Genomic DNA, 22925 nt, shown 5'->3' with positions numbered 1-22925 from the left:
CCTGGGCGGCGCTACTGCGCCGCCCCTTCTATCGCTTGCGCAACGCTGATTGCCTGCTCCTCCGAGTTCATCGTCAGGTTCAGGATGCCCTCCTCCATGGGGCCTGCGATGCGCGGCACGCCCACCAGCCTGCCGTCTATCGTGAACACCAGCCACTTCCCGGGGTACTGGCGGCCGATCTGCGCCAGCTTGCGCGCGCCTGGCGGCGTGAATCGCAAGCTGACAAAAGGCTGCCCCTCCCGGGTCTTCATGGGCGTGGCGGTGTTCAGGTCCGCCCGGGTAAGCGCGGGCGCCAGCAGGAAGTAGTAGGTCTTGTCGGACATGCGCAGCTCGCGCAGATCGGCGCCCGGCTGGTCCTGCGTCAGGCGGAACTCGACCGCCGGGATGGCCGTCCGCGCCCGCGCCGCGGTGTCTTGCGGCGCAGGCTGGGCGGCGCGGGGCGCGGCATTCGCGCCCTTCTGGGCCACCATGGGCTGGCAAGCAGCCAGCAATGCGCTCGATGCAATCAAAGCCGGAAGAATGATGCGACGTGTCATGGCTGTATACCTCTCATGAATCATTGAGGCCGCAGCTGCGGGCCGCGAGCCTGCGTTCGTGCCACATGTACTCACCATTGATATCCCACTCCCACGCTAGCGCCGTAGTCGCCGCGCGAACTGCTGCTGGCCAGGCCCTTCACCACCCATCTTCCGCTGTCGGACACCGTGGACAGCCCCATGGCGAAGCCGCTTTCACCGCGCCACGTACCGCCGCCCATGCTGAACATGCTCCTGCCGGGCAGATAGGCCTGCGGCAGCGCCGACATCGCCATGGCGGAAGCCACGCCGGCGCTCAACCGGTTGTCCAGCCCTTGCACGTTCTTGCGCAAGCCCGCCACCTGGTTGCTCAGGCCGCTTTCTACTTCTCGCAACTGGCTCACGTTCACCGCGTCGGTTCCCGCAGCGCCGCGGGCCACGTTCGTGATCTGGCGTTCGGCTCCGGCCGCGCCGACCGAAACCGTGTCGTCGCGGTCGGCGACAGACCCCGCGCCCAGCGCCACGGCATTACTGCCCGACGCCTTGCTGCCGTTGCCCAACGCCGTGGCTCCCGCGCCGGACGCCTGCGCGCCATTGCCGATCGCGGTGCTGTTCTTACCCGAGGCCACGGCGCCCGCGCCGCCCGCCGCCGAGTTGCCGCCGCTGGCCTTGGGCGGCTTGGCCGCCTTTACTTCCTGGCTGGTCTGGAACATGCCCGCGGCGCCATTGCCGATGTTCGTCACATCGCCTTCGATGCCGGTCATGCGTTCGTCCAGCGCGGTGAGTTGGTCCCCGACCTGGAGCACATTGCCTGCCACGTCCTGCAAGCGTTTGTCGGTATAGTCGTTGGCCTGCTTGAGCGCGCCGTCCAGCTGCCGCAGATTCACGGCGTCCGTGGCCTCGCGGCCGTCGGCCAGATTGCTGAGCGTGCGTTCCGCGCCCGACGAGCCCACCGACACCGTGCCGGCCGACTTGTTTTGCGCCTCCGAATACTTGCCGGCATAGCTCTGCGCTCCCCGGTCCGCCACGGCGCCCCCGCCCAACGCCACGTCGCCATCCTTCCCTGCGACCGCGCCGTTGCCCAAGGCCACCGAGTTCACCCCATTGGCGGCCGCGCCCGGTCCGACCGCGATACTGCCTGGACCATTGGCCTGTGAATCCGGCAGCGCCGCCGACGCCCCGCCGTTGGCATGGAAGTACTTGATTCCGGCGCCGCCCTTGGTGAAGTTGTCAACCGTATCGCCTATAGCCTTCACGTACTGGTTGGTCTCGAACAACTGCGAACCATTGACCGCATCCGTGCTGTCCGCCGACAGCGCGCCCCGCGCCACATTCCTCAGCACGGTGGCCGCCCCGCCGGGATTAAAGGTCACCATGCCGTAGTTGCTGGTGCCGTCCGCATTGAGGTCGTATTTCACCCCTCCCGCGTCGAGCCCGCTCACATTCGAGGCCAGCGCCTTCAACTGGCTGACGTTCACGGCGTCGGAATCCACAGTACCCGCAGCCACCCCGTTGATCTGCCGATACATGCCGGCATCGGCGTCACCCACAGACAACGCGGCCAAGGTGCTGCGCGTGGCGTTCACGGACGCGCCATTGGCGCCCAGGGGCACATACCCTGCAGCCCCGGCCACCGTCTTGGCGACCGATCTCGCACCCAGCGCTACGCCACCGCCCGCGACAACCTGGCTGCCCGCGCCCAGGGCCACCCCCTGGACGGCATCAGCCAGGGCCTGCGTTCCCGCCGCAATGCTATCCGCCGACGTGGTACGCGCCTGCTGTCCCAGGGCGATGCCGCCGGGCGCACCCTGATCCACTACCGCCCGATCCCCGATCCCCAGGCCGCGGTCCCCATTGACCACGGCCTGCGGGCCGACCGCGATCGACTCAAGCCCTACCGCCAGCGAATCGGAAGTCGTCGAGTTGACATGGACGTACTGGGTCCCAGTGGTCGTCAAGGAGCCGATCGCGCCGGTCAGTTGGCGCAAAGTCACCGCATCATGCTCCTCAGTCCCGTCCGCCACGTTGGTAATCTGGCGGTACGCGCCATCGCGACCCACGGATACCGCTCCCAGCAAGGTGAGATCCGCCGTGTTGAACGGCACCAGGGCGCCACCGCTGCCGACCGCAAGGCTGCCCGAGGTCGGCGTCAGCGCCCGGGCGGACACGGAGCCTGAACCCAGCGCCACGCTCCCTTCCTGGCTCGCCTGGGCATCGCGTCCCAACGCCAGCGCGTCGCCGGCCGACGTCCGCGCGTTGTAGCCCAGCGCCGTGCTGCCCACGCCCTGCGCGTAGGCATCATCTTCCGCCAGCCCCAACTCGTTGGTCCGCGCATAACGCAAGCCCAGCCCATTGTCGGCCTTGCTGATCAGGCTAGGGTTCCCCGTCAGGTGTGTGTACGTGTCGCCCATGGTCGTCAAGGTATCGCCCATGCCCGTCAGCCTGTCGCCCACGCGCTGTACGTCCTGGTTCGTCTCATGCAGTTGCGCACCGTTCACCGCATCGGTGCTGGTGGCCGTCACGGCCCCGCGCGCGAGGTTGGTGAGCCTGGTGCCGCCCGTCATGCCGCCGTCCGTGGATGCCGATCCCGCCAGCGTGACCAGGCTCTTGGGATCGCCCGCGTTGCCGTCATAGGTCACCGCCCGGTCGCCCAGGCTGCCCACGTTCTCGGCCACGGACTTGAGCTGGCTTACGTTCACCGCATCCGTGTCGGACGCGCCCGCGGCCAGGTGGCTGAGGCGGCGTTCCGCGCCCGCCGAGCCTATGCTCACTTCGCCGACTGGCGCAGCGCCCGCCACCGCCGCCGTACCTGAGCGGTACGCCGCCGCGCCCAGCGTCGCGCCATTGGCGACCGCGTTCGCGCCCAACGCCACGCTACCGGCGTGGCTTGCCTGGGCCTCGCGGCCCAGCGCCAGCGCGTTGTCGGCCGTGGCTCGCGCGTTGTAGCCCAGCGCCGTACTGCCGGCGTTCTGCGCGTAGGCATCGCTGGGCGTCAACCCGCGCTCGTTGGTCCGTGCATAGCGGATGCCCAGGCCGTTGGCGTCGGTGTATGTCGCGCTCGTGTCCCCGGTGAGATTCGCCAGCGAGCCGCCGAGGCTGGTGAGCGTATCGCCCAAGGTCGTGACCGTACCGCCGATGGCCGTGACCGTATCGCCGAGATTCGTCACGGTATCGCCCAGGGTCGTGACGGTGTTGCCCATGCTGGTCACCGTATCGCCCATGGTCGTCACCCTGTCGCCCACGCGCTGCACCTCCTGGTTCGTGTCATGCAGTTGCGCACCGTTCACCGCATCGGTGCTGGTGGCCGACACGGCCCCGCGCGCCAGGTTGGTGAGCCTGGTGCCGCCCGTCATGCCGCCGTCCGTGGATGCCGATCCCGCCAGCGTGATCAGGCTCTTGGGATCACCTTCGTTGCCGTCATACGTCACCGCCCGGTCGCCCAGGGCATTCACCGCCTGATTCGTCGCATTGAGCTGCGAACCGTTGACGGCATCCGTGCTAAGGGCGCCAAGCCGCCCCGCCGCAACGTTCGTGATGGAGCGCTCCGCACCCGTGCTGCCCACGCTGACCGTGCTGGCGGGCGCCGACCCGGCGAACGAATAGGACCGCCCCGCGATCGCGGCGCCAGACGTGCCGACGGCGGCAGCAGTCGCGGAGCCCGCCCCCAGCGCGACGTCGTCCGAGTTGGTTGCGACCGAATCGAACCCCAACGCCATGCTCCGCGCCGCCAGCGCGTTGGCATCGTTGCCTACGGCCAACGCCGCGGCGCCCGCAGCCGCCGAGCTATTGCCCAGCGCGACGGCGCCTGGTCCCGAGGCCCGATTGGCATTGCCCAACGCCACCGAGTTTTCACCGATCGCCGAGCTGCCGCGACCGATAGCCACCGCGGAGAAGTTTCCTGTTGCGCCATCAGCCACGCTGCCAATGCCCAGGGCCACATCGCCATCGCGCCGTGCCTGCGCACGCGTGCCTATCGCAACGGAATCCGCCCCCATGGCACGCGATTCTCCTGCGACCGCAACGGCGTTGAGCCCCGATGCCTGCGCACCCGCCGCCGCCGAATTGGACGAATTATTGCCGCCGATCGCGACGCTGCCGACGGCCGTGGCACGCGCCCATTGACCAAGAGCGGTCGAACCCAGGGCAAGGGCTCCGGCCTGCATGCCTACAGCGGTGCTCCGAATTGCCGCCGTAGCCGCAAACCCCAGGGCGGTCGCGGCGTTGCCCGTCGCCGTCGCTTGAAAGCCCAGGACCTGCACGCCGGTGTAGCCGCCGCCATCAGCATCGCATCCGATAACGTTGGACCACAGGCCGGATCCATCGCTCGGAGTCTTGCCCGCAGGATAGGCTACGCCGTCGGGTCCCGTCGCCTTGGGAGAGGCGCAACCATTCGGGTTGTACGTTGATGCATGAACCTGCGGACCCGTACCCGCCAGACCGGCAAGTATCGCAAGCCCCGCTGCGATATCCAGCCGCATGTTCAGCTTCAGGCGCTTCCGAATGGACTGCCGGCCTCCCGCCGCGTCTTCGTCCGCATCGATCCAAACGTTCCTGAGTATCTTGTTCATGAATGGATGCTCCAGTTCAAAAACTCTAGGGAAGTTCTCGTCTACGCAGCCATTACGTGTGACTCAAACGGCACCCGGAACACGCTGCGGCGACTAACGCCACCCGCTATGCAAGCGGCCGGGCTCTCGCCAACTGCGCCACGCAAGCGGTCGATCTATTGATGGAGATGGAAAAGGAAATGCGCCAGGACCAACGCGGGACGCCTCGCTTGCCGGCGGAGGAGTCCCGCAGCGACTGCATCGGGTGATGCATTGAGGCCAAGACTACGGCGCGCAATTGCAATCGCACATTGCACTTGGGCCTATGGGACGTATCGGCGCAGCCTTCCTATGCCGGCTGGCCGCAGGTAGGTAACAGCGGAAACCAACATTTCCGCCATTCCACCCACTAAACAAATGGACCGCTCATCCGTCTCAGAATCGGGGCATTGGTTTCATGAGGAGCGTTCCGTGGATTTGTTGGCAGCGATACGCATTTTTCTCCGCGTGGTGGAACGCGGAACCATCTCGGGCGCGGCGCGCGATCTCGACATGAGCCAACCATCCGTGAGCGAACGCATCGACAAGCTGGAGCGTTTCCTAAGCGCCCGCCTCTTGGTGCGCAGTTCGCGCAAGCTGAGCTGCACGGCTGAAGGCCGGACGTTCTACGAACAGGGCAAGCAGCTGCTGGACGCGGCGGAATTGACAATAAATTCCGTATCGTTAAGTAACACCAAGATACAAGGAAGCCTGAGACTCGCCGCGCCGCAGTGCCTGGGCGAGATCGTGGTTCCCAAGGCCCTGATGAACGTGCGCACGGCACACCCCGATCTGCACGTGGATCTCATGCTGAACGACACCATCGCCGACCCGGTCACCGAGGGCCTCGACATTTCGCTGCGCCTGGGCCGCCTCAATGAAAACGGAGGCTATATAGCTTTCCCGCTTGGCTGGGTGGCCCGCAAGCTGGTCGCGGCGCCTTGTTACCTTGCGGCTCGCGGCCCCATAGAAACGCCGGCGGACTTGGCCTTCCATCCGTTCATTCGTTTGAAGGCCATTTTCGCGAACGACCAGGTGCCGCTCTCGCGCGAAAACGGGCCGGTGGTCCAGACGCGCATCAAGACCGCCATGACGGTCAGCCACTGGCGTCCCATGTACGATCTGATCCTCTCCGGCGGCGGCATCGGCATCCTGCAGCATCCCGCGTGCGCCAAGGCACTGGCGCAAGGACGCCTCGTCGAACTGCTGGACGGCTATCGCGTTCCGCCGCTTCCGCTCAATGCGCTGATTCCGCCCCTGCGTCCGATGCCGCAGCGCGTGCGGGCGGTCCTGGACCTGTTGAAGCGGGACATTCCAGCGCTGCTCCCGCCAGCTGCTTGAACCGCCCATCGGTCCCAGCACATTGTTACGCCGTGGTGCAACATTGACGCCCTTCAAAGCCATCTGCTAAAAACTTCGGTATCCGCACGTTAAACGCAATGCCCCAACTGTCGTAGTGAGGTGCTGTGTGCAAAACGAGTCCGATGGCTACACCAAGCCTCAGGAACTACGAAGTTTCCTGTTCCTGACGGCTGTCATGGCCCCCGTCCTGTCGGTCATCATCGTGGCAGGCTACGGTTTCCTCGTCTGGTTCTATCAGCTGATTGCCGGCCCTCCCGGTAGCTGATGCGACGCGACGGAACCCCTCCCATGTCCGCGCTCCCCCACTCCGCGCCGCCTGCGGCGCCGCCAGAGCTGCACATCGCCAGCATGGTGGTGCACGCCGCGCCGCGCCGCTTGCCCGACGTCCGCCAGGCGATTCTTGCAATTGCCGGAGCGGAAATCCATGGCGCTTCCGACACCGGAAAGCTGGTGGTCACCCTGGAAGCCCCCTCCACCGACGACATGATGGCCCGGATCTCAGAGATCCAGCGCCTGGATGGCGTGCTGGCTTCGGCGCTGGTCTACCAGCACGCCGACTCGCTGGACGCGATGAACGAGGAGATTGACGATGGCAATGGCTCGTAGAGACTTCATCAAGCAATCTGCCGCGGCCGCGGCCTCGACTGTGGCTGGCATACCCATCGTCGGCTACACGCAGAACATCGTCACCGAATCCGAGGCCGCCAAGCTCAAGTGGTCCAAGGCGCCCTGTAGGTTCTGCGGGACCGGCTGCGGCGTGAACGTCGCCGTGAAGGACAACCAGGTCGTGGCCACGCACGGCGATTTCAACGCCGAGGTGAACAAGGGCCTGAACTGCGTCAAAGGTTATTTCCTGTCCAAGATCATGTACGGCAACGACCGGCTGACCACGCCGCTCTTGCGCATGAAGGACGGCAAGTACGCCAAGGACGGTGAATTTGCCCCAGTGTCCTGGGACCAGGCCTTCGACGTCATGGCCGAGCAGTTCAAGCGCGTACTGAAGGACAAGGGTCCCGAGGCCGTGGGCATGTTCGGCTCGGGCCAATGGACCGTCTGGGAAGGGTATGCCGCGCTCAAGCTGATGAAGGCGGGCTTTCGCAGCAACAACCTGGACCCGAACGCGCGCCACTGCATGGCCTCGGCCGCGGTGGGCTTCATGCGCACCTTCGGCGCTGACGAGCCCATGGGCTGTTACGACGACATCGAGAACGCCGATGCCTTCGTACTGTGGGGCTCCAACATGGCGGAGATGCACCCGATCCTGTGGACCCGCGTGACCGATCGCCGACTGTCCGCGCCCAAGACCAAGGTCGTCGTGCTGTCCACCTTCGAGCACCGTTCCTACGAGCTGGCCGACATCGCGCTGACCTTCACGCCGCAGACGGACCTGGCGATCCTGAACTACATCGCCAACCACATCATCCAGACCAAGCGCGTGAACCGGGATTTCGTGGACAAGCACACGACTTTCCGCGAAGGCAATGCCGACATCGGCTACGGCCTGCGGCCCGATCATCCGCTGCAGAAGGCCGCCAAGAACGCGGGCGACGCCGGCGGCTCCAAGCCCATCACGTTCGACGATTTCGCCAAGTTCGTTGCCAAGTACGACCTGGACTACACCGCCAAGCTGAGCGGCCTGCCCAAGAAGCAGCTGGAAGAGCTGGCCGAACTCTATGCCGACCCGAAGGTGCGCGTCACATCCTTCTGGACCATGGGTTTCAACCAGCACACCCGCGGCGTATGGGCCAATAACATGGTCTACAACATCCATCTGCTGACCGGCAAGATCTCCACGCCGGGCAACAGCCCGTTCTCGTTGACCGGCCAGCCCTCGGCCTGTGGCACCGCCCGCGAGGTGGGTACCTTCTCGCACCGCCTGCCGGCCGACCTGGTGGTGACCAATCCCAAGCACCGCGCGCACGCCGAGGAAATCTGGCAGCTGCCCGACGGCACGATCCCCAGCAAGGTGGGTGCGCATGCGGTCCTGCAGAACCGCATGCTCAAGGACGGCAAGATCAACGCCTATTGGGTGATGGTCAACAACAACATGCAGGCCGCGGCCAACCTGATGAATGAAGGCCTGCCCGGCTACCGCAACCCCGACAACTTCATCGTGGTATCGGACGCCTACCCCACCGTCACCACTATTTCGGCCGACCTGATCCTGCCGGCAGCCATGTGGGTCGAAAAGGAAGGCGCCTACGGCAACGCGGAACGCCGCACCCAGTTCTGGCACCAGCTGGTCAACGCGCCGGGCGAGGCGCGCTCGGACCTGTGGCAACTGATGGAGTTTTCCAAGCGCTTCAAGGTCGAGGACGTCTGGCCCGCGGATCTGCTGGCCAAGAAGCCCGAATACCGCGGCAAGACGCTGTTCGACGTGCTGTTCGCCAACGGCAAGGTCAACCGCTATCCCAACACCGAGCGCGACAAGGACTACGCCAACCAGGAAGCCGAGGCTTTCGGCTTCTATGCGCAGAAGGGGCTGTTCGAGGAATACGCCGAATTTGGCCGCGGCCATGGCCACGACCTGGCGCCGTTCGATACCTACCATGAAGTGCGCGGCCTGCGCTGGCCCGTGGTCAAGGGCAAGGAAACGCTGTGGCGCTACCGAGAAGGCAGCGACCCCTACGTCAAACCAGGAGCCGGTTTCGAGTTCTACGGCAACGCCGACGGCCGCGCCGTGATCTACGCCCTGCCCTATGAACCGCCCGCGGAATCGCCGGACAAGGAATACCCGTTCTGGCTGTCCACCGGACGCGTCCTGGAACACTGGCATTCGGGCTCGATGACGCGGCGGGTGCCGGAGCTGTACCGGGCCTTCCCCAACGCGGTCTGTTTCATGCACCCCGATGACGCCCAGGAAATGGGCCTGCGGCGCGGCGTCGAGGTGGAGGTCGTGTCGCGGCGCGGCAAGATGCGCACGCGCCTGGAAACCCGCGGGCGCGACAAGCCGCCGCGCGGCCTGGTGTTCGTGCCCTGGTTCGACGCTGGCCAGTTGATCAACAAGGTCACGCTGGACGCCACCGATCCGATCTCGTTCCAGACCGACTTCAAGAAGTGCGCGGTCAAGATCGTCAAGGTCTGAAAGGCGAACCGGAGACAGCCATGAACCTACGCGCCCTTACTCTCGCGACATGCGTCATCCTTGGTTCGGCCGCCTGGGCGGCGCCGCCGCTGGAGGTCGAAGACCCCATGCGCGGCCCCACCCCGGTCGCGCAGGAAACCGACCCGCCGCTCATCAGTCCGGTGGAAAACAAGGACATCCGCCGCATGCGCACGTATTCCATGCAGCCGCCCACCATTCCGCACAAGATCGACGGCTACCAGGTCGACAAGGACTTCAATCGCTGCCTGGCCTGTCACGCCCGCGTGAACACCGAGGAAACCCAGGCCCCGCCCCTGAGCGTGACCCACTACATGGACCGCGACAGCAACGTGCTGGCGGAAGTCTCGCCGCGCCGCTACTTCTGTGTGCAGTGCCACGTGCCGCAGACCGAGGCCAAGCCTCTGGTGTCCAATACTTATCAGGACATCGATGTGATCCTCAAGCGCCTGTCCGCCCCGGCGCCCGCCAAGAAGTAAGCGACCGGAGGCAGCCATGCTCGGACTCATCAAGCGCTACTGGAACATCATCCGACGGCCCAGCGTGCATTTCAGCCTGGGCTTCCTGACGGTCGGCGGTTTCATCGGCGGCATCCTGTTCTGGGGCGCCTTCAACACCGCCATGGAACTCACCAACACCGAGAAGTTCTGCACCGGCTGCCACGAAATGCGCGACAACGTGTACGCCGAGCTGAAAGGCACCATCCACTTCACCAACCGCTCCGGCGTGCGCGCGCTGTGCTCGGACTGCCACGTGCCGCACAACTGGACCGACAAGATCGCGCGCAAGATGCAGGCGTCCAAGGAAGTCTGGGGCAAGATCTTCGGCACCATCGACACGCGCGAAAAGTTCGTGGAGAAGCGCCTGGAGCTGGCCCAGCACGAATGGGCGCGCTTCAAGGCCAACGATTCGCTGGAATGCCGCAACTGCCACAATTACGAGTACATGGACTTCACGCGCCAGAGTCCGCGCGCGCAGAACATGCACTCCACCTATCTGGCGGACAAGAGCAAGACCTGCATCGATTGCCACAAGGGCATCGCCCACAAACTGCCGAACATGGGACCGGGCCCGACCTCCATGGCGCCCGAGCCCACGGGCCCGGGCAAGGAAGTGGCGCATGCGGCCCGCTGATGCGCCGCCGCCCATGCTTTGCGCGCGCGGCCTGACCAGCCGCCGCGGCTATTCCGCGCCCATGGATTTCGAGCTGCATGGCGGCCAACTGCTGCATGTGCGCGGCGCCAACGGCAGCGGCAAGACCAGTCTTCTGCGCATGCTCGCGGGCTTGCTGCGCCCGCTGGCCGGCAGCGTGCTGTGGCGCGGCGGCGACGCACGCCACGACCCCGCCGGCTACCGTGCCTGCATGGCCTACCTGGGGCATGGCAACGGCCTGTGCGGCGAACTGAGCGCCGCCGAGAACCTGCGTTACGCCCTGCACGTCGCCGGCACGCCGCAGGCAGAAACTCGTTTATCGGACACCTTGCGCGCATGGCGCCTGGAATCCTGCGCCGACATGCCCGCCCTGCGCCTGTCCCAGGGACAGGGCCGGCGGCTGGCGCTGGCGGCGGTCGTGCTCGGCGCCAAGCCCCTGTGGCTGCTGGATGAACCCGACGCCGGGCTGGACACGGCCAGCCTGGAGCAATTGCGCCTGGCGCTGGAAGCCCACCTCGCGGCTGGCGGCGCCGCCGTGCTCGCCTCGCACCGCGAACCTGGCACCGCCGCCGCGCATACTCAAACCCTGGACATGGATGACTACGCGGATGCTGGCTACGCTGTCGCAGTTGGCATTGCGTGAAATCCGCCTGGCCTGGAGACGGCCCGCGGACACGCTGGGCGCCACCCTGTTTTTCATCGTGGCCGGCACGCTGTTCCCCCTGGCGGTCGGTCCCGACCCCGCGCTGCTGCTGGCCATCGGGCCGGGCGTGCTGTGGGTCTGCGCCCTGCTCGGCATCCTGCTGACGCTGAACCGGCCTTTCGCCCAGGACTACGACAACGGCGCGCTGGAACAGCTGCTGGTGTCGCCGCATCCGCTGCCGCTGCTGGTGGGCGCCAAACTGGCGGCGCACTGGTTCAGCAGCTGCCTGCCTCTGATCCTGGCCAGCCCGGTGCTGGCCCTGCAATTCGGCCTGTCGCCGCAGGCCATCGGCATCCTGGTCCTGTCGCTGCTGCTGGGCACGCCGACGCTGGCGCTGGTCGGCGGGCTGGGCGCGGCGCTGACGCTGGGCCTGCGCGGCGGCGCCCTGCTGCCGCTGCTGGTGCTGCCGCTGTATGTGCCGGTGCTGATCTTCGGCGCTGGCGCGGTGTCGGCCTCGCACGCCGGCATGGGCGCCGGACCGCAATTGTCATTGCTGGGCGCATGCCTGTGCCTGGCCATCCTGTTATGCCCCTGGAGCGCCTCGGCGGCGCTGCGCGTGGCGCTGGACTGAGGACGCCATGCACAAGCATCCTGCCCTGAATGCGTATCCGCCCGCCGCGGCAGCCGGCGCGGGCTGGCTGCGCTACGCCTCGCCCGCTGCCTTCTATCCGCTGGCCGGCCGCATGATTCCGTGGCTGGCGCTGGGCGCCGCGCTGTTCGCGGCCGCAGGCCTGTATGTGGGGCTGGCCGTCGCCCCCACCGACAGCCAGCAGGGCGAGGTCTACCGCATCCTCTTCATCCATGTCGGGGCGGCCTGGATATCGATGTTCCTGTACCTGGTCATGGCGCTGTACGCCACGCTGGGACTGATCTTCAATACCCGCCTGTCGTTCATGATGATGCGGGCGCTGGCTCCCACCGGCGCGCTGTTCACCTTCCTGACCCTGTGGACCGGCGCGCTGTGGGGCAAGCCGACCTGGGGCGCCTGGTGGGTATGGGACGCGCGGCTCACCTCCGAACTGATACTGCTGTTCCTGTACCTGGGTTTCATGGCCTTGCAGGCAGCCGCTGCCGACGACGCGCAGCGCGCCGACCGCGGCGGCGCCATCCTGGTGCTGGCGGGCGTGATCAACGTGCCCATCATCTATTTTTCGGTGCGCTGGTGGAGCACGCTGCATCAGGGCGCATCGATCAATCTCACCACCGCGCCCAGCATGGCCCATATCATGGTGACCGCGATGCTGCTGATGGTGGCGGCGTTCTGGCTCTATAGCGCAGCGGCCGCGCTGGCGCGCGTGCGCGGCATCATTGCCGAGCGCGAGCCGGGTGCGGTCCGTGCGGACCGGACGCGGCGGGAGGCGGCATGAGCTGGCAAGCGCTGTTCTCGCTGCAAGGCCACAGCCCCTATCTGCTGGGCGCGTACGGCGTGACGCTGGCGCTGATCGGCCTGGAAGCGTTGGTGTTATGGCGCCGTAGCCGCGCCCGGCGCGCGGCGCAGAATACCGCCCGCGCTGACGGGACGGCGCGATGAGCCCGCGCAAGCGCCGCGCGCTGGCCATCCTGGGCGGCCTGGGCCTTCTGGCCGCGGCCGCCGCGCTGGTGCTCAATGCCCTGCAATCCAACTTGGTGTTTTTCTTCAGCCCCACGCAGGTGGTGGCCAAGGAAGCGCCCGCCAGCGGCAGCTTCCGCGTCGGCGGCCTGGTGGAGCAAGGGTCGCTGCGCCGCGAGGCCGACGGGCTGACGCTGCGCTTCGTGGTGACGGACACCGCGCACACCGTACCGGTGACCTACCAGGGACTGCTGCCCGACCTGTTCCGCGAGGGTAAGGGCGTGGTGGTGGCCGGCAAGCTGGGGCCGGACGGCGTGTTCCGCGCCACCGAGGTGCTGGCCAAGCACGACGAGAACTACATGCCGCCCGAGGCCGCCGATGCGCTCAAGCGCGCGGGCGCCGGGCCCAACGCCATGCGCGCGGAGGCGCAATGATTCCCGAGATCGGCCTGTTCAGCCTGATCCTGGCGCTGCTGGTGGCGCTGGCGCAAGGCGTGCTGCCGCTGGTGGGCGCAGCCACCGGCTGGCAGGCGGGGCTGAGGGTGGCGCGGCCCGCCGCCATCGGCCAGTTCGGCCTGACCACCGTGGCCATAGGCTGCCTGGCCTGGGCGTTCGTGGACAACGATTTTTCCGTGCTGTACGTGGCCGCGAATTCGCATGCGGACCTGCCCGCCGCCTATCGCTTCGCGGCGGTGTGGGGCGGACATGAAGGATCGCTGCTGTTGTGGCTGTACCTCCTGACCGCCTGGACCCTGGCCGTGGCGCTGTGCAGCCGCCGCCTGCCCCTGCCCTTCGTCGGCCGTGTGCTGGCGGTGATGGGCTGGATCAGCGTGGGCTTTCTGCTGTTCCTGCTGTTCCTGTCCAACCCCTTCGAGCGCCTGATGCCGCCCGCCATGGCCGGACGCGACCTGAATCCGCTGTTGCAGGATCCGGGAATGATCGTGCATCCGCCCATGCTGTACATGGGTTACGTCGGTTTCTCCGTGGCCTTCGCCTTCGCCATCGCGGCGCTGCTGTCGGGCGAACTGGACGCCATGTGGGCGCGCTGGGTGCGCCCCTGGACGCTGGCGGCCTGGACCTTCCTGACCATAGGCATACTCCTGGGCAGCGCCTGGGCCTATTACGTGTTGGGCTGGGGCGGATGGTGGTTCTGGGATCCCGTGGAAAATGCCTCCTTCATGCCCTGGCTGGCGGGCACCGCGCTGATCCATTCCCTCATCGTGACCGAGAGGCGCGGCGCTTTCCGCAGCTGGACCGTGCTGCTGGCGATCTGCACGTTTTCGCTCAGCATCCTGGGGACGTTCCTGGTGCGCTCGGGCGTGCTGACCTCCGTCCATGCCTTCGCCGTGGATCCCGGACGCGGCCTGTACATACTGGGATTCATGCTGGTGATCGTGGGTGGATCGCTGGCGCTCTATGCCTGGCGCGCCCCCACGGTAGGCCTGGGCGGCGGATTCTCGCTGCTGTCGCGCGAATCCCTGCTGCTGTCCAACAATGTGGTGCTGACGGTGGCGGCGGGCTCGGTGCTGCTGGGCACGCTGTATCCGGTCGTGCTGGACGTGCTGGAGTGGGGCAAGATCTCCATCGGTCCGCCCTATTTCGAAGCCGTGTTCGTGCCGCTGATGACGCCGGCCATTTTCCTGATGGGCGTCGGTCCGGTGGCGCGCTGGAAGCAGGCAGAGCTGCCCGACCTGGGCCGCCGCCTGCGCGTGGCCTTCGCAGTCAGCGTCGCGACCGCGGTCCTGCTGCCGCTGGCCATGCCGGGCCCGGCGCGGCTGGGGTCGCCCATGGTGATGCTGGGGCTGTGGCTGGCCGCCTGGTCGGTCGCCAGCGCCGCGGCGCACGCCTGGCAGCGGCTGACGGACGGCGACGGCCAATGGCTGCGTCGGCTGGGCCGCCAGCCGCGTTCCTGGTACGGCATGCTGCTGGCGCACGCGGGTGTAGGCATCTTCATTGCCGGGGTCACCCTGGCCAACGGCTATGAAGTCAAGCAGGAGCTGCGGATGGAGCTCGGCTCCACCCAGGAAGCGGGCGGCTACGCCTTCACCTTCGCCAGCATTGCCCCGGCTGCCGGGCCGAACTACAGCGCGCAGCGCGCCGTATTCCCGGTGACCCGGGACGGCAAGCCGGTGCTGACGCTGTATCCGGAAAAGCGCCTCTACACGGTGCAGGACATGGCGCTGAGCCAGGCCGACATCGACAGCGGCTTCACCCGCGACCTGTTCGTGGCGCTGGGCGAACCGGTGGGCGACAAGGCCTGGACGGTGCGCCTGCAGGTCAAGCCCTTCATGACCTGGATCTGGACAGGCTGCATCCTGATGGCGCTGGGTGGTCTGTTGGCGGCCGGCGACAAGCGCTACCGCCGCGCCCAGGAACCTGCGCGCGTGCCGCAATCGGCCATGCCCGGCGCCGCGCGACCCACGCGGGAGGGAGCCTGATGCTGCGTTACCTGGTGCCGCTGGCCGCCTTCCTGGCCATGGCCGTGTTCCTGGCGATGGGCCTGTCGCGCGATCCGCGGGCGGTTCCCTCGGCCATGATCGACAAGCCCGCCCCCGCCATCGGCCTGCCCGTGCTGCTGGATCCCGGCAAAAAGCTGGAGGTGCAATCGCTGCGCGGCCAGGTCTGGCTGCTGAATGTGTGGGCATCCTGGTGCGGGCCATGCAAGGACGAACTGCCGGTGCTGCGCGAAGCCGCCCGGCGCCACGGTATTCCGCTGTACGGCTTGAACTACAAGGACAAGCCGGAAGAAGCCGAAGCCTGGCTGGCGCGCAACGGCAATCCCTACATCGCATCCGCCAGCGACATCGACGGCCGCGTCGGCATCGAATATGGCGTGTACGGCGTGCCCGAGACCTTCGTGATCGACCGCGACGGCCGCATCCGCTACAAGCAGCTGGGCCTGATCACGCCCGAGATCTGGCGCGACCGCATCCAGCCCGCCATCGAGGCGCTGCGATGAAGCGGCCCGCTGCCCTGTCTTGCAGCCTGTTGCGGGCCGCCCTCCGCGCCCTGCTGCTGGCGCTGGCCTTGGCCGCCGCCGCGCGCGCGCAAGTCCACGCCGGCGCCGCGCAGCCCTTGCCGCCTGTCCTGGAACAACGCGCCGACAAGCTGGCCCATGGACTGCGCTGCCTGGTGTGCCAGAACCAGACCCTGGCCGAGTCGAACGCGCCATTGGCCCAGGACATGCGCAAGCTGATCCGCGATCAATTGGCGGAAGGCCGCAGCGACACGCAGATCATGCAGTTCTTCGAAGACCGCTATGGCGACTTCGTGCGCTACGACCCGCCCTTCAAACCCATCACCTGGCTGCTGTGGCTGGGACCCTTCGCCCTGCTGGCGCTGGGCTTCGTGGTGCTGGTACGCACCTTGAAGCGCCGCGCCGGCGCGCGCGCCCCCCTGACCGCCGACGAACGCGCGCGCGCGGCGCGCTTCCTGGATACCGGCTCATGACCACACTCTGGATCATCGTGGTGCTCCTGCTGCTGGCGACCCTGCTCTGCCTGGTCCCGCCCTTGCTGCGGCGCGCGCCCGCCGCGCAACCCGAATCCGAGGCCAATGTGCGCGCGTTCTATCTGGCGCAGCGCGAGCAGTTGCGCCGCGACATGGACAACGGCAGCCTCACTGCCGCCGCCGGCATGCGTGCGGAAGAAGAGCTGCAGCGCGACCTGCTGCAGGATCTGGACTTGCGGCGCGGGCGCAGCGCGCCCTGGGCCGGGCAGCGCGCGGGCATCACCGCCGCCTGCCTGCTGACCGTGCTGATCCCGGTGGCGGCCGTGCTGCTGTACGGCCAATTGGGCAACCCGCGAGCGGCGGCCAGCGCCAGCGCGGGCCAGCCCGCCGAACCCCACGCGGCCGATACCGGCACCGACATGACGCTGGCCATCAATACGCTGGCCCAGCGGCTGCGGACTGCGCCCGATGACGCCGACGGCTGGTACATGCTGGCGCGTTCGTATGAAACCCTGGGACGCTATGTCGATGCAGTGGCGGCCTACCAGCAGGTGCTGCGCCTGGTCCCGGGCCAGCCCGCGGTACTGGCCGACCTGGCCGACGCGCTGCTGTCGGCCAACCAGGGCAACCCCGACGAAGCCTCCATCGCGGCAGTGGCGCAAGCCCTCGCCGCACAACCGGACCAGCCCAAGGCCCTGGCCCTGGCCGGCATGATGGCGTTGCGCCGCGGCGACGCCGCCGAGGCGCTGGCGCATTGGGAACGGTTGCAGGCCCAGTTGCCGCCGGACTCGGAAGCCGCGCGGCAGATCCAGTCCAACATCGCGCAGGCGCGCGCCATGGCGGCCGCGCCTGCCAGTACAACTGCCGGCGCATCGACCGCGGCATCCGCGGCTTCGCCCCCCGGATCCGCCCCTGTCTCGGCATCGGCTCCTGCGTCCGCCGGCGCAGCGCCCGCGCCCTCCGCGACCGCCGCCCGCATCAGCGGACGCGCCAGCATCGCCGACGCGCTGCGCGGGCGGGTCCAGCCCTCCGACACCGTGTTCATCCTTGCGCGTCCCGAGGAAGGGTCGCGCATGCCGCTGGCAATCCTGCGCATGCAGGTCTCGGACCTGCCGCGGGATTTCGTGCTGGACGACAGCAGCGCCATGTCGCCGGACGCGACCTTGTCGCGCGCCAGCAAGGTGCGCGTGGAGATCCGCGTCAGCAGGTCCGGCACCGCAGCCGCGCGGCCGGGCGACCTGGGCGGCGCGCTATCCGGCGTCGGCATCCATGCGGATGGACTGACGCTAGTGGCCGATACCGTCGTGCCCTGAGGCGCACGATACCGGCCGCCTGCGTCCTCAGACCCGCTCGATCCGCGCCGGCAGCCCCTGGCGCACCGCCGCGCCGGACACCCAATCGATCCAGACGTTGGCGTGCTCGCCGCGCGTGGCGTCGCCGAATCCCAGGTCGTTCAGGTTCACGCCCGCGGCCAGCGCCGGATCGTGCGCCATGGGCTTGCCATCCACCACGTGCGCGCGGGCGCCCAACTCAGTGTGGCCGTAGCCGTGCTCGATCCCCACCGCGCCCGGCTGGATGCCGTCGCGCAGCAGCGCCAGCCCGGTCACCGCGCCGCCTGGCGTCACGATGCGCACCGCATCGCCGTTACGGATGCCCAGGCGTTCGCCGTCCTGCCGGTTGATCGATACCGGGTTGTGCGGATGCACCTGGCGCAAGCGGTTCACGCCGATGGACATGGAGCTCATCAGGTTGGACTTGAACGAGCTGAGCAGGAAGGGCCAGTCCTGCCGCGTGTATTGCGCGCGCATGTCGCTGCCGTCGGCCAGCCGCGTCGGGTACCAGGTCGGACAGCCGCTGTAGCGCTCGCCCGTCATGGAATGGCGAAAGCCCGCCAGTTCCTCGCTCCAGACCTGCAGCGGCTTGGCATAGGCCATGCGCGTCTGCCGCGTTCCGCCCTCTTCCACCCAGGCATCCTGCACTTTGTCGAAGCGCCCACCGCGGCTCATCACCATGGCCACCTGACGCCATTCGCCCGGTTTGAGCTTCTGCTGCAATAGCGCGCCATAGCGGTCCACGCCGGTGAGCGCCATGTCGTCGTCGCTGGCCTCGGGCACGGGCTTGCCGGCCGCGAAGGCAATGTTGGCGATGCCGCGCAGGAAGAAGTCCTCCGGCGTGTCCAGCGCGTACTTGGCGCCGTCCTTGTCGGAGATGGCGCCCGCGCCGAAGCCCGGCATGCCCAGCCGCTTGGCGCAAGCGATCAGGAAGGTTTCCAGGCAGACCGGCTCATCCGTGGCGGTACGCGCCACGCGCGGCTGCACGGCCGGCCAGCGCACGGTGGACGCCTTGGCCACCACGTCCGCCCAGGGCGCGGAGACGCCCCAGCTTTCGTAGGTCACCGTATCCGGCACGATGTAGTCGGCCAGCGCGTTGGTCTCGTTGATGAAGGGATTGATCGATACCGACAGCGGCAAGAGGCGCGGATCCTTCATCTTGTCGATGATGACGTTCTTCAGGCCGGCGATGCCGTAGATCGGGTTGCTCATGTGGTTGAACCAGACCTTGGCATGGTACGGATAGCCCGCCAGCGCGGACGCCAGCATTTCCGAGCTGAGCCCGCCGGTGGCCGGATACCAGGGCGCCGCGGCCGGATAGGCCGATTGGCCGGCGGCCTTTTTGCGCTTGAACTCGCTGGACTTCTCGTACGGGAAGCGGTTGCGCGACAGGCCCACGCCCTTGGGCGTGGCGCGGTTGGCAAAGCCCGCGATGTTGTAGCGCGGCCCCTGCCCATAGGGCGGGAACGGACCCGCGTCCAGCACCAGGCCGCCTTCCACGTTGAGGTTGCCCACCAGCGTGTTCAGCATGGCGATGGCATAGGCCGTATAGAAGCCCGAGCCGCTCATGGTGCCACCGTGCGCATCGGCCACGGCGCGCTTGCCGTAGCTGGTGAAACGCTCGGCCAGCGACGCGATCTTGGCGGCCGGCACGCCGCTCAGTTCCGCGTATTCGTCCAGCGTCTTGCGGCGCGCTTCCTCGCGCAGCAGCGACAGCGAACTGCGCACGCGCAGCGCTTCTGGCGCGCCATCCATGCCGGGCGCGGCGACCGCGTCGTCCACGAACAGCGTGGCGGGCGCGACCGCGGTGTGCGGCGCCAGCGTGCCGTCTTCCAGGCGCACGACGTACACGTCTTCCCACTTCTCGCCGGCATCGGCCGGACGCGGCCAGCCCAGGTCGGCGCCGCGCAGGAAACTGCCCAGGCGGGGATGACCAGGTTCCGCCACCACCAGATGGGTGGCGTTGGTCCAGGCCGCCTCGCCCGCGGCCTTCATGGCCGCAGGGCCGGGCTGCGCCAGCGCGCGGGCATCGTAACGTTCGTTGTCCAGGATCCAGCGGATCAGGCCCATGGCCAGACCCAGGTCGCCGGCCGGATTGACCGGCACCCATTCATTGCCCGATCCCGCCGACAGGCTGGACGAGGCAGGCAGCATCGGCGACACGACCACGTACGTAAAGCCAGTCTCTTCCGGCCGCACGCGGGCCTCGGCCAACTGGCGGGCCTGGCGCTGGAACGGGTTGCCGGCCTGCGCCGGCGCCGCGCCGATGAACAGGCCGAAGCGCGCGTTGTCCCAATCCGGCTTGCCGTGGGGCATGCCCTTCAGATCGCCCAGCGCCGCCCCCGCGCCCACGCGGAAGCTCTGGCCGCAATAGGAACCGTGGTTGCTGAAATTCACCGTGCCGAACGATTGCCCGGCAAAGCGCTGGATCAGCGGCGTACGGCCTTCGTTGGACGCGTCGGTGAACAGGAACTGGTTGACCTTGGCGCCATACTCGGGATTCTGCGGATCCAGCGGCGTTTCGCGGTCAAAGATGGCGCGCAGGCCGTCCACCTGGCCTTCGCCAAACAGATCGCCGCCTTCGCAGACTTCCTGAACCAGCTGTTCGAACGAGATGGTCTGCCACTTGCCCTCGCCGCGCTTGCCCACGCGCTTGAGCGGCTGCAGCACGCGGAACGGGCTGTTCATCTGCTCCAGCATGGCCGAGCCGCGCGCGCAGGACGTGGCGCGTCCTTCCAGGCCGTTGTCGCCGCCCAGTTGCGCATAGACGTCGCGCACCGGCGCTTCCATCGCGGCCGGTCGGGTCGTGGCCAGCGGATGGTAGGGGTTGCCGGCCACGCGCAGGATGCGGTTTTCCTTCGTGTCCACGCGCAGGCGCACGCCGCACTGGGTCCAGCAGCCCAGGCAGCTGGAGGGGCTGACCGTCTGGCCCGGCTGGGCGCTGAGCACGCCGGTCAAGGGATCGATGCGGAATTCCGGCGTCAGTGAATTGCCGCGCACGGCATGCGCCGTGGGCACGCCCGCCGTGCCTTGCGCCAGGCCCTTCACGGCCCGGACCACGGTCTCGCCGTAGCCCGCCGCGAACGCCGCCATGCCGCCGGCGACCACGCCGCCGCGCACCATCAGCTTGCGCCGCGCCTCGTCGCGCGGCTGATTGGCGGCCTCGTCCGGCGGGGCGTCGCGCTTGTCGTCTTCGTGTTGCTTGTCCATTGCTTTCATTCCATGTTCTTTCGTCTAGGGCCTGTGCACACACAGGCCCGGGCGGCGGCGCTCAGGCCGCCACGCCCCGCGTGCGCGCCGGAAACAGTTCCAGGGCGTAGGTCACGGCGGCGATCAGCGCCACGCACAGGCCCAGCACGCCCACCATGCCCAGCAACCCATCGCTGCCCCAGGGCATGTCGTACAGGTAGAGGCCGGCGCCGTACTTCGGCACGCCCTGCACGCTCATGAAGACCACCCAGCGGAAGATCCAAGCAGCCGCCAACATGGTCAATGCCAGCGCCGCTGAAGGCAGCGGCGCGGCCAGCGTGCGCGCCGGGCGTTGCAACAGCGCGATCATGCAGAAGCCGGTCGCCACCGCGCCCGCCAGGCTGACGCGCCAGATCGGGAACTCGGCGAACAGGCGCAGCGCGGCGTCGAACGAAGGGTCCATGCCCAAGAGGCCCAGCAGCGCCCAGGCGCCGGCGCCCAGCGCCATCATCACCACCGCCGTCACGCTCAGGCTGCGCAACAGTTCCACCGGCATGGCCTGCGTGCCGCCCCGCAGCCAGCGGCCCACCAGGAACATGGCTCCCAGCGCGCCCAGCCAGGCGGTCAGCGCAAAGTTCACCGGCAGGAACACCGTGTGCCACAGCGGCCGCGAACGCAGCACCATGACCTCGGCGCCGGTATAGACCAGGATCGACAGCGCCGACACCGCCAGCGCCATGCCCAGCGCGCGCACCCAGCCGATGCGGCCCCACCACCAGGCGGCGCAGAACAGCAGCGCCAAGGTCACGAACACCGGCAGCAGCAAGGCGCCCAGCCACATCCAGGACCAGGGCGTGAAATGCGCGTAGAAGTGCCAGAAGCGGCCCGGCTGGTGCAGGTCCGCCAACAGCGACACGGGTGCGGCGATGGCGCTGACCAGCAGCACCGTCACGGCCGCGGGCAGCAACCGGCGGGCGGGCGAACCCGCGCTGCCAAAGGCCGCGAAAGCGGCGGTCAGCGCAGTGGTGGCGCTGATGCCGATGAGGAAGAAGTACTGCACGGCCCACGGCAGCCAGGCGGCGTCGTAGACCGGGGTCAACAATTCAGAGATCTGCATGGTCATCCCCTTCGATGGCTCAATGACCGCCAGCCAGCCGCACGCCGGCCTGGCCGTCGACCTGGTGGACGAACGCATCGGGCAGGCCGATGTAATAGACGTGGGGATCGGTCTTCATTTCGGGCTTGAGCACCTTGATGTCCTGCTTGTGCTCGACCAGCAGCTTGGAAATGGCGCTGTCGGGATCATTCATGTCGCCGATGACGCGCGCGCCGCCCACGCAGCTCTCCACGCAGGCCGGCAGCAGCCCGGCTTCCAGACGGTGCTCGCAGAACGTGCATTTGTCGGCGGTCTGCGTTTCGTGGTTGATGAAGCGGGCGTCGTAGGGACAGGCCTGCACGCAATAGGCGCAGCCCACGCAGCGCTCGTTATCGACCAGCACGATGCCGTCTTCACGCTGGAAGGTGGCCTGCACCGGACAGACGGGCACGCAAGGCGGGTTGTCGCAATGGTTGCAGAGGCGCGGCAGCATCACCATGGAGGCGGGGCCGCCGGCGTCGGGCAGGACTTCGTATTGCAGGACGGTGGTGCGGAACTGCCCGATGGGAGGCAGGTTCTCCATGGAGCAGCTGACCGTACAGGACTGGCAACCGATGCACTTGCGCATGTCGACCACCATTCCGTAGCGCTTGCCCGGCATGCCCGGACGGCGCGGCGGCTGGCCGTTGATGCCGGTGGCCTCGGCGCGGATGGGAATGACGGTGGCCGCGGCCCCCAACCCCAATAAGCCCTTCAGGAAGCCACGTTTACCCGGGAGTGGCGGTTCCGGGGGGCTGGCGGGGGTACTCATAGTGCTTCTCCAAGCGTTAATTCTGTTACGGGAATTAACTTATCACTTGGAGTTATATAGAGACTTGATAAGGATCAAA

The 22925-nt window shown here is 67.7% G+C and carries 20 protein-coding genes; 15 read left to right on the top strand and 5 right to left on the bottom strand.

Annotated elements, in window-relative coordinates; all coding sequences use genetic code 11:
• Window positions 1-11: 11 nt before the first annotated feature.
• Together IB258_RS22755 and IB258_RS22750 are read right to left on the bottom strand one after the other, a co-directional pair.
• Window positions 12-536, bottom strand: coding sequence for a preprotein translocase subunit SecD (locus tag IB258_RS22755; protein WP_192353249.1), 525 nt, complete (start codon window positions 534-536; stop codon window positions 12-14).
• A gap of 71 nt (window positions 537-607) precedes the next feature.
• The gene (locus IB258_RS22750; protein ID WP_192353248.1) at window positions 608-5083 is read right to left on the bottom strand and encodes a YadA-like family protein; all 4476 of its coding nucleotides are present in this window, start codon (window positions 5081-5083) and stop codon (window positions 608-610) included.
• A 450-nt stretch (window positions 5084-5533) separates the two neighbouring features.
• On the opposite strand from IB258_RS22750, the gene IB258_RS22745 reads away from it, so the two are divergent.
• From IB258_RS22745 to ccmI, 15 genes are all read left to right on the top strand, one after another.
• On the top strand, window positions 5534-6442 hold the full coding sequence (locus IB258_RS22745; RefSeq protein ID WP_192353265.1) for a LysR family transcriptional regulator: 909 nt from the start codon (window positions 5534-5536) through the stop codon (window positions 6440-6442).
• A gap of 127 nt (window positions 6443-6569) precedes the next feature.
• On the top strand, window positions 6570-6728 hold the full coding sequence (napE, locus tag IB258_RS22740; protein ID WP_013393095.1) for a periplasmic nitrate reductase, NapE protein: 159 nt from the start codon (window positions 6570-6572) through the stop codon (window positions 6726-6728).
• Window positions 6729-6751: 23 nt separating this feature from the next.
• A complete protein-coding gene (locus IB258_RS22735; protein ID WP_054459214.1) occupies window positions 6752-7069 on the top strand; it encodes a chaperone NapD in 318 nt (105 codons plus the stop codon).
• The gene (napA, locus tag IB258_RS22730) at window positions 7053-9548 is read left to right on the top strand and encodes a periplasmic nitrate reductase subunit alpha (RefSeq protein ID WP_192353247.1); all 2496 of its coding nucleotides are present in this window, start codon (window positions 7053-7055) and stop codon (window positions 9546-9548) included. Before IB258_RS22735 ends, napA begins: the two co-directional genes overlap by 17 nt.
• Window positions 9549-9568: 20 nt before the next feature.
• Window positions 9569-10045 carry a nitrate reductase cytochrome c-type subunit gene (locus tag IB258_RS22725; RefSeq protein WP_054459211.1) on the top strand — a complete coding sequence of 159 codons (477 nt, stop codon included), beginning with the start codon at window positions 9569-9571 and terminating at the stop codon, window positions 10043-10045.
• A 16-nt stretch (window positions 10046-10061) separates the two neighbouring features.
• Window positions 10062-10700 carry a cytochrome c3 family protein gene (locus tag IB258_RS22720; RefSeq protein WP_054459208.1) on the top strand — a complete coding sequence of 213 codons (639 nt, stop codon included), beginning with the start codon at window positions 10062-10064 and terminating at the stop codon, window positions 10698-10700.
• The gene (gene ccmA, locus IB258_RS22715) at window positions 10687-11361 is read left to right on the top strand and encodes a heme ABC exporter ATP-binding protein CcmA (protein ID WP_192353246.1); all 675 of its coding nucleotides are present in this window, start codon (window positions 10687-10689) and stop codon (window positions 11359-11361) included. The genes IB258_RS22720 and ccmA overlap by 14 nt, the downstream gene beginning before the upstream one ends.
• On the top strand, window positions 11327-11992 hold the full coding sequence (gene ccmB, locus IB258_RS22710; protein WP_013393089.1) for a heme exporter protein CcmB: 666 nt from the start codon (window positions 11327-11329) through the stop codon (window positions 11990-11992). Before ccmA ends, ccmB begins: the two co-directional genes overlap by 35 nt.
• A gap of 7 nt (window positions 11993-11999) precedes the next feature.
• Window positions 12000-12788: a heme ABC transporter permease CcmC gene (gene ccmC / locus IB258_RS22705; RefSeq protein ID WP_192353245.1), complete on the top strand. Its 789-nt coding sequence runs from the start codon at window positions 12000-12002 to the stop codon at window positions 12786-12788.
• Window positions 12785-12952, top strand: a complete 168-nt coding sequence (gene ccmD, locus IB258_RS22700; protein ID WP_054459202.1) for a heme exporter protein CcmD — start codon at window positions 12785-12787, stop codon at window positions 12950-12952. The genes ccmC and ccmD overlap by 4 nt, the downstream gene beginning before the upstream one ends.
• The gene (gene ccmE / locus IB258_RS22695; RefSeq protein ID WP_054459201.1) at window positions 12949-13404 is read left to right on the top strand and encodes a cytochrome c maturation protein CcmE; all 456 of its coding nucleotides are present in this window, start codon (window positions 12949-12951) and stop codon (window positions 13402-13404) included. The genes ccmD and ccmE overlap by 4 nt, the downstream gene beginning before the upstream one ends.
• Entirely contained in the window at window positions 13401-15407 is a 2007-nt protein-coding gene (locus IB258_RS22690) for a heme lyase CcmF/NrfE family subunit (protein ID WP_192353244.1), read from the top strand. Before ccmE ends, IB258_RS22690 begins: the two co-directional genes overlap by 4 nt.
• Window positions 15407-15928, top strand: coding sequence for a DsbE family thiol:disulfide interchange protein (locus IB258_RS22685; protein ID WP_054459197.1), 522 nt, complete (start codon window positions 15407-15409; stop codon window positions 15926-15928). The genes IB258_RS22690 and IB258_RS22685 overlap by 1 nt, the downstream gene beginning before the upstream one ends.
• Window positions 15925-16419, top strand: coding sequence for a cytochrome c-type biogenesis protein (locus tag IB258_RS22680; protein WP_175182198.1), 495 nt, complete (start codon window positions 15925-15927; stop codon window positions 16417-16419). Before IB258_RS22685 ends, IB258_RS22680 begins: the two co-directional genes overlap by 4 nt.
• Window positions 16416-17732 (top strand): c-type cytochrome biogenesis protein CcmI, encoded by a 1317-nt coding sequence (gene ccmI / locus IB258_RS22675; protein WP_054459195.1) that lies wholly within the window; start codon window positions 16416-16418, stop codon window positions 17730-17732. The genes IB258_RS22680 and ccmI overlap by 4 nt, the downstream gene beginning before the upstream one ends.
• Window positions 17733-17759: 27 nt before the next feature.
• Here ccmI and IB258_RS22670 read toward each other — a convergent pair whose 3' ends face one another.
• From IB258_RS22670 to dsrO, 3 genes are all read right to left on the bottom strand, one after another.
• Window positions 17760-20960, bottom strand: a complete 3201-nt coding sequence (locus IB258_RS22670; protein ID WP_192353243.1) for a tetrathionate reductase subunit A — start codon at window positions 20958-20960, stop codon at window positions 17760-17762.
• A 61-nt stretch (window positions 20961-21021) separates the two neighbouring features.
• A complete protein-coding gene (gene nrfD / locus IB258_RS22665) occupies window positions 21022-22056 on the bottom strand; it encodes an NrfD/PsrC family molybdoenzyme membrane anchor subunit (RefSeq protein WP_192353242.1) in 1035 nt (344 codons plus the stop codon).
• Window positions 22057-22075: 19 nt separating this feature from the next.
• Window positions 22076-22846: a sulfate reduction electron transfer complex DsrMKJOP subunit DsrO gene (gene dsrO, locus IB258_RS22660; protein ID WP_054459191.1), complete on the bottom strand. Its 771-nt coding sequence runs from the start codon at window positions 22844-22846 to the stop codon at window positions 22076-22078.
• Between the last annotated feature and the right edge of the window lie 79 nt (window positions 22847-22925).

It is taken from the genome of Achromobacter sp. ACM02, assembly GCF_014851605.1.
In the GTDB taxonomy this organism is placed as follows: domain Bacteria; phylum Pseudomonadota; class Gammaproteobacteria; order Burkholderiales; family Burkholderiaceae_B; genus Achromobacter; species Achromobacter aegrifaciens.
Note: the sequence above shows the minus strand (reverse complement) of the source record. Positions and strands in the feature narration are given on the sequence as shown.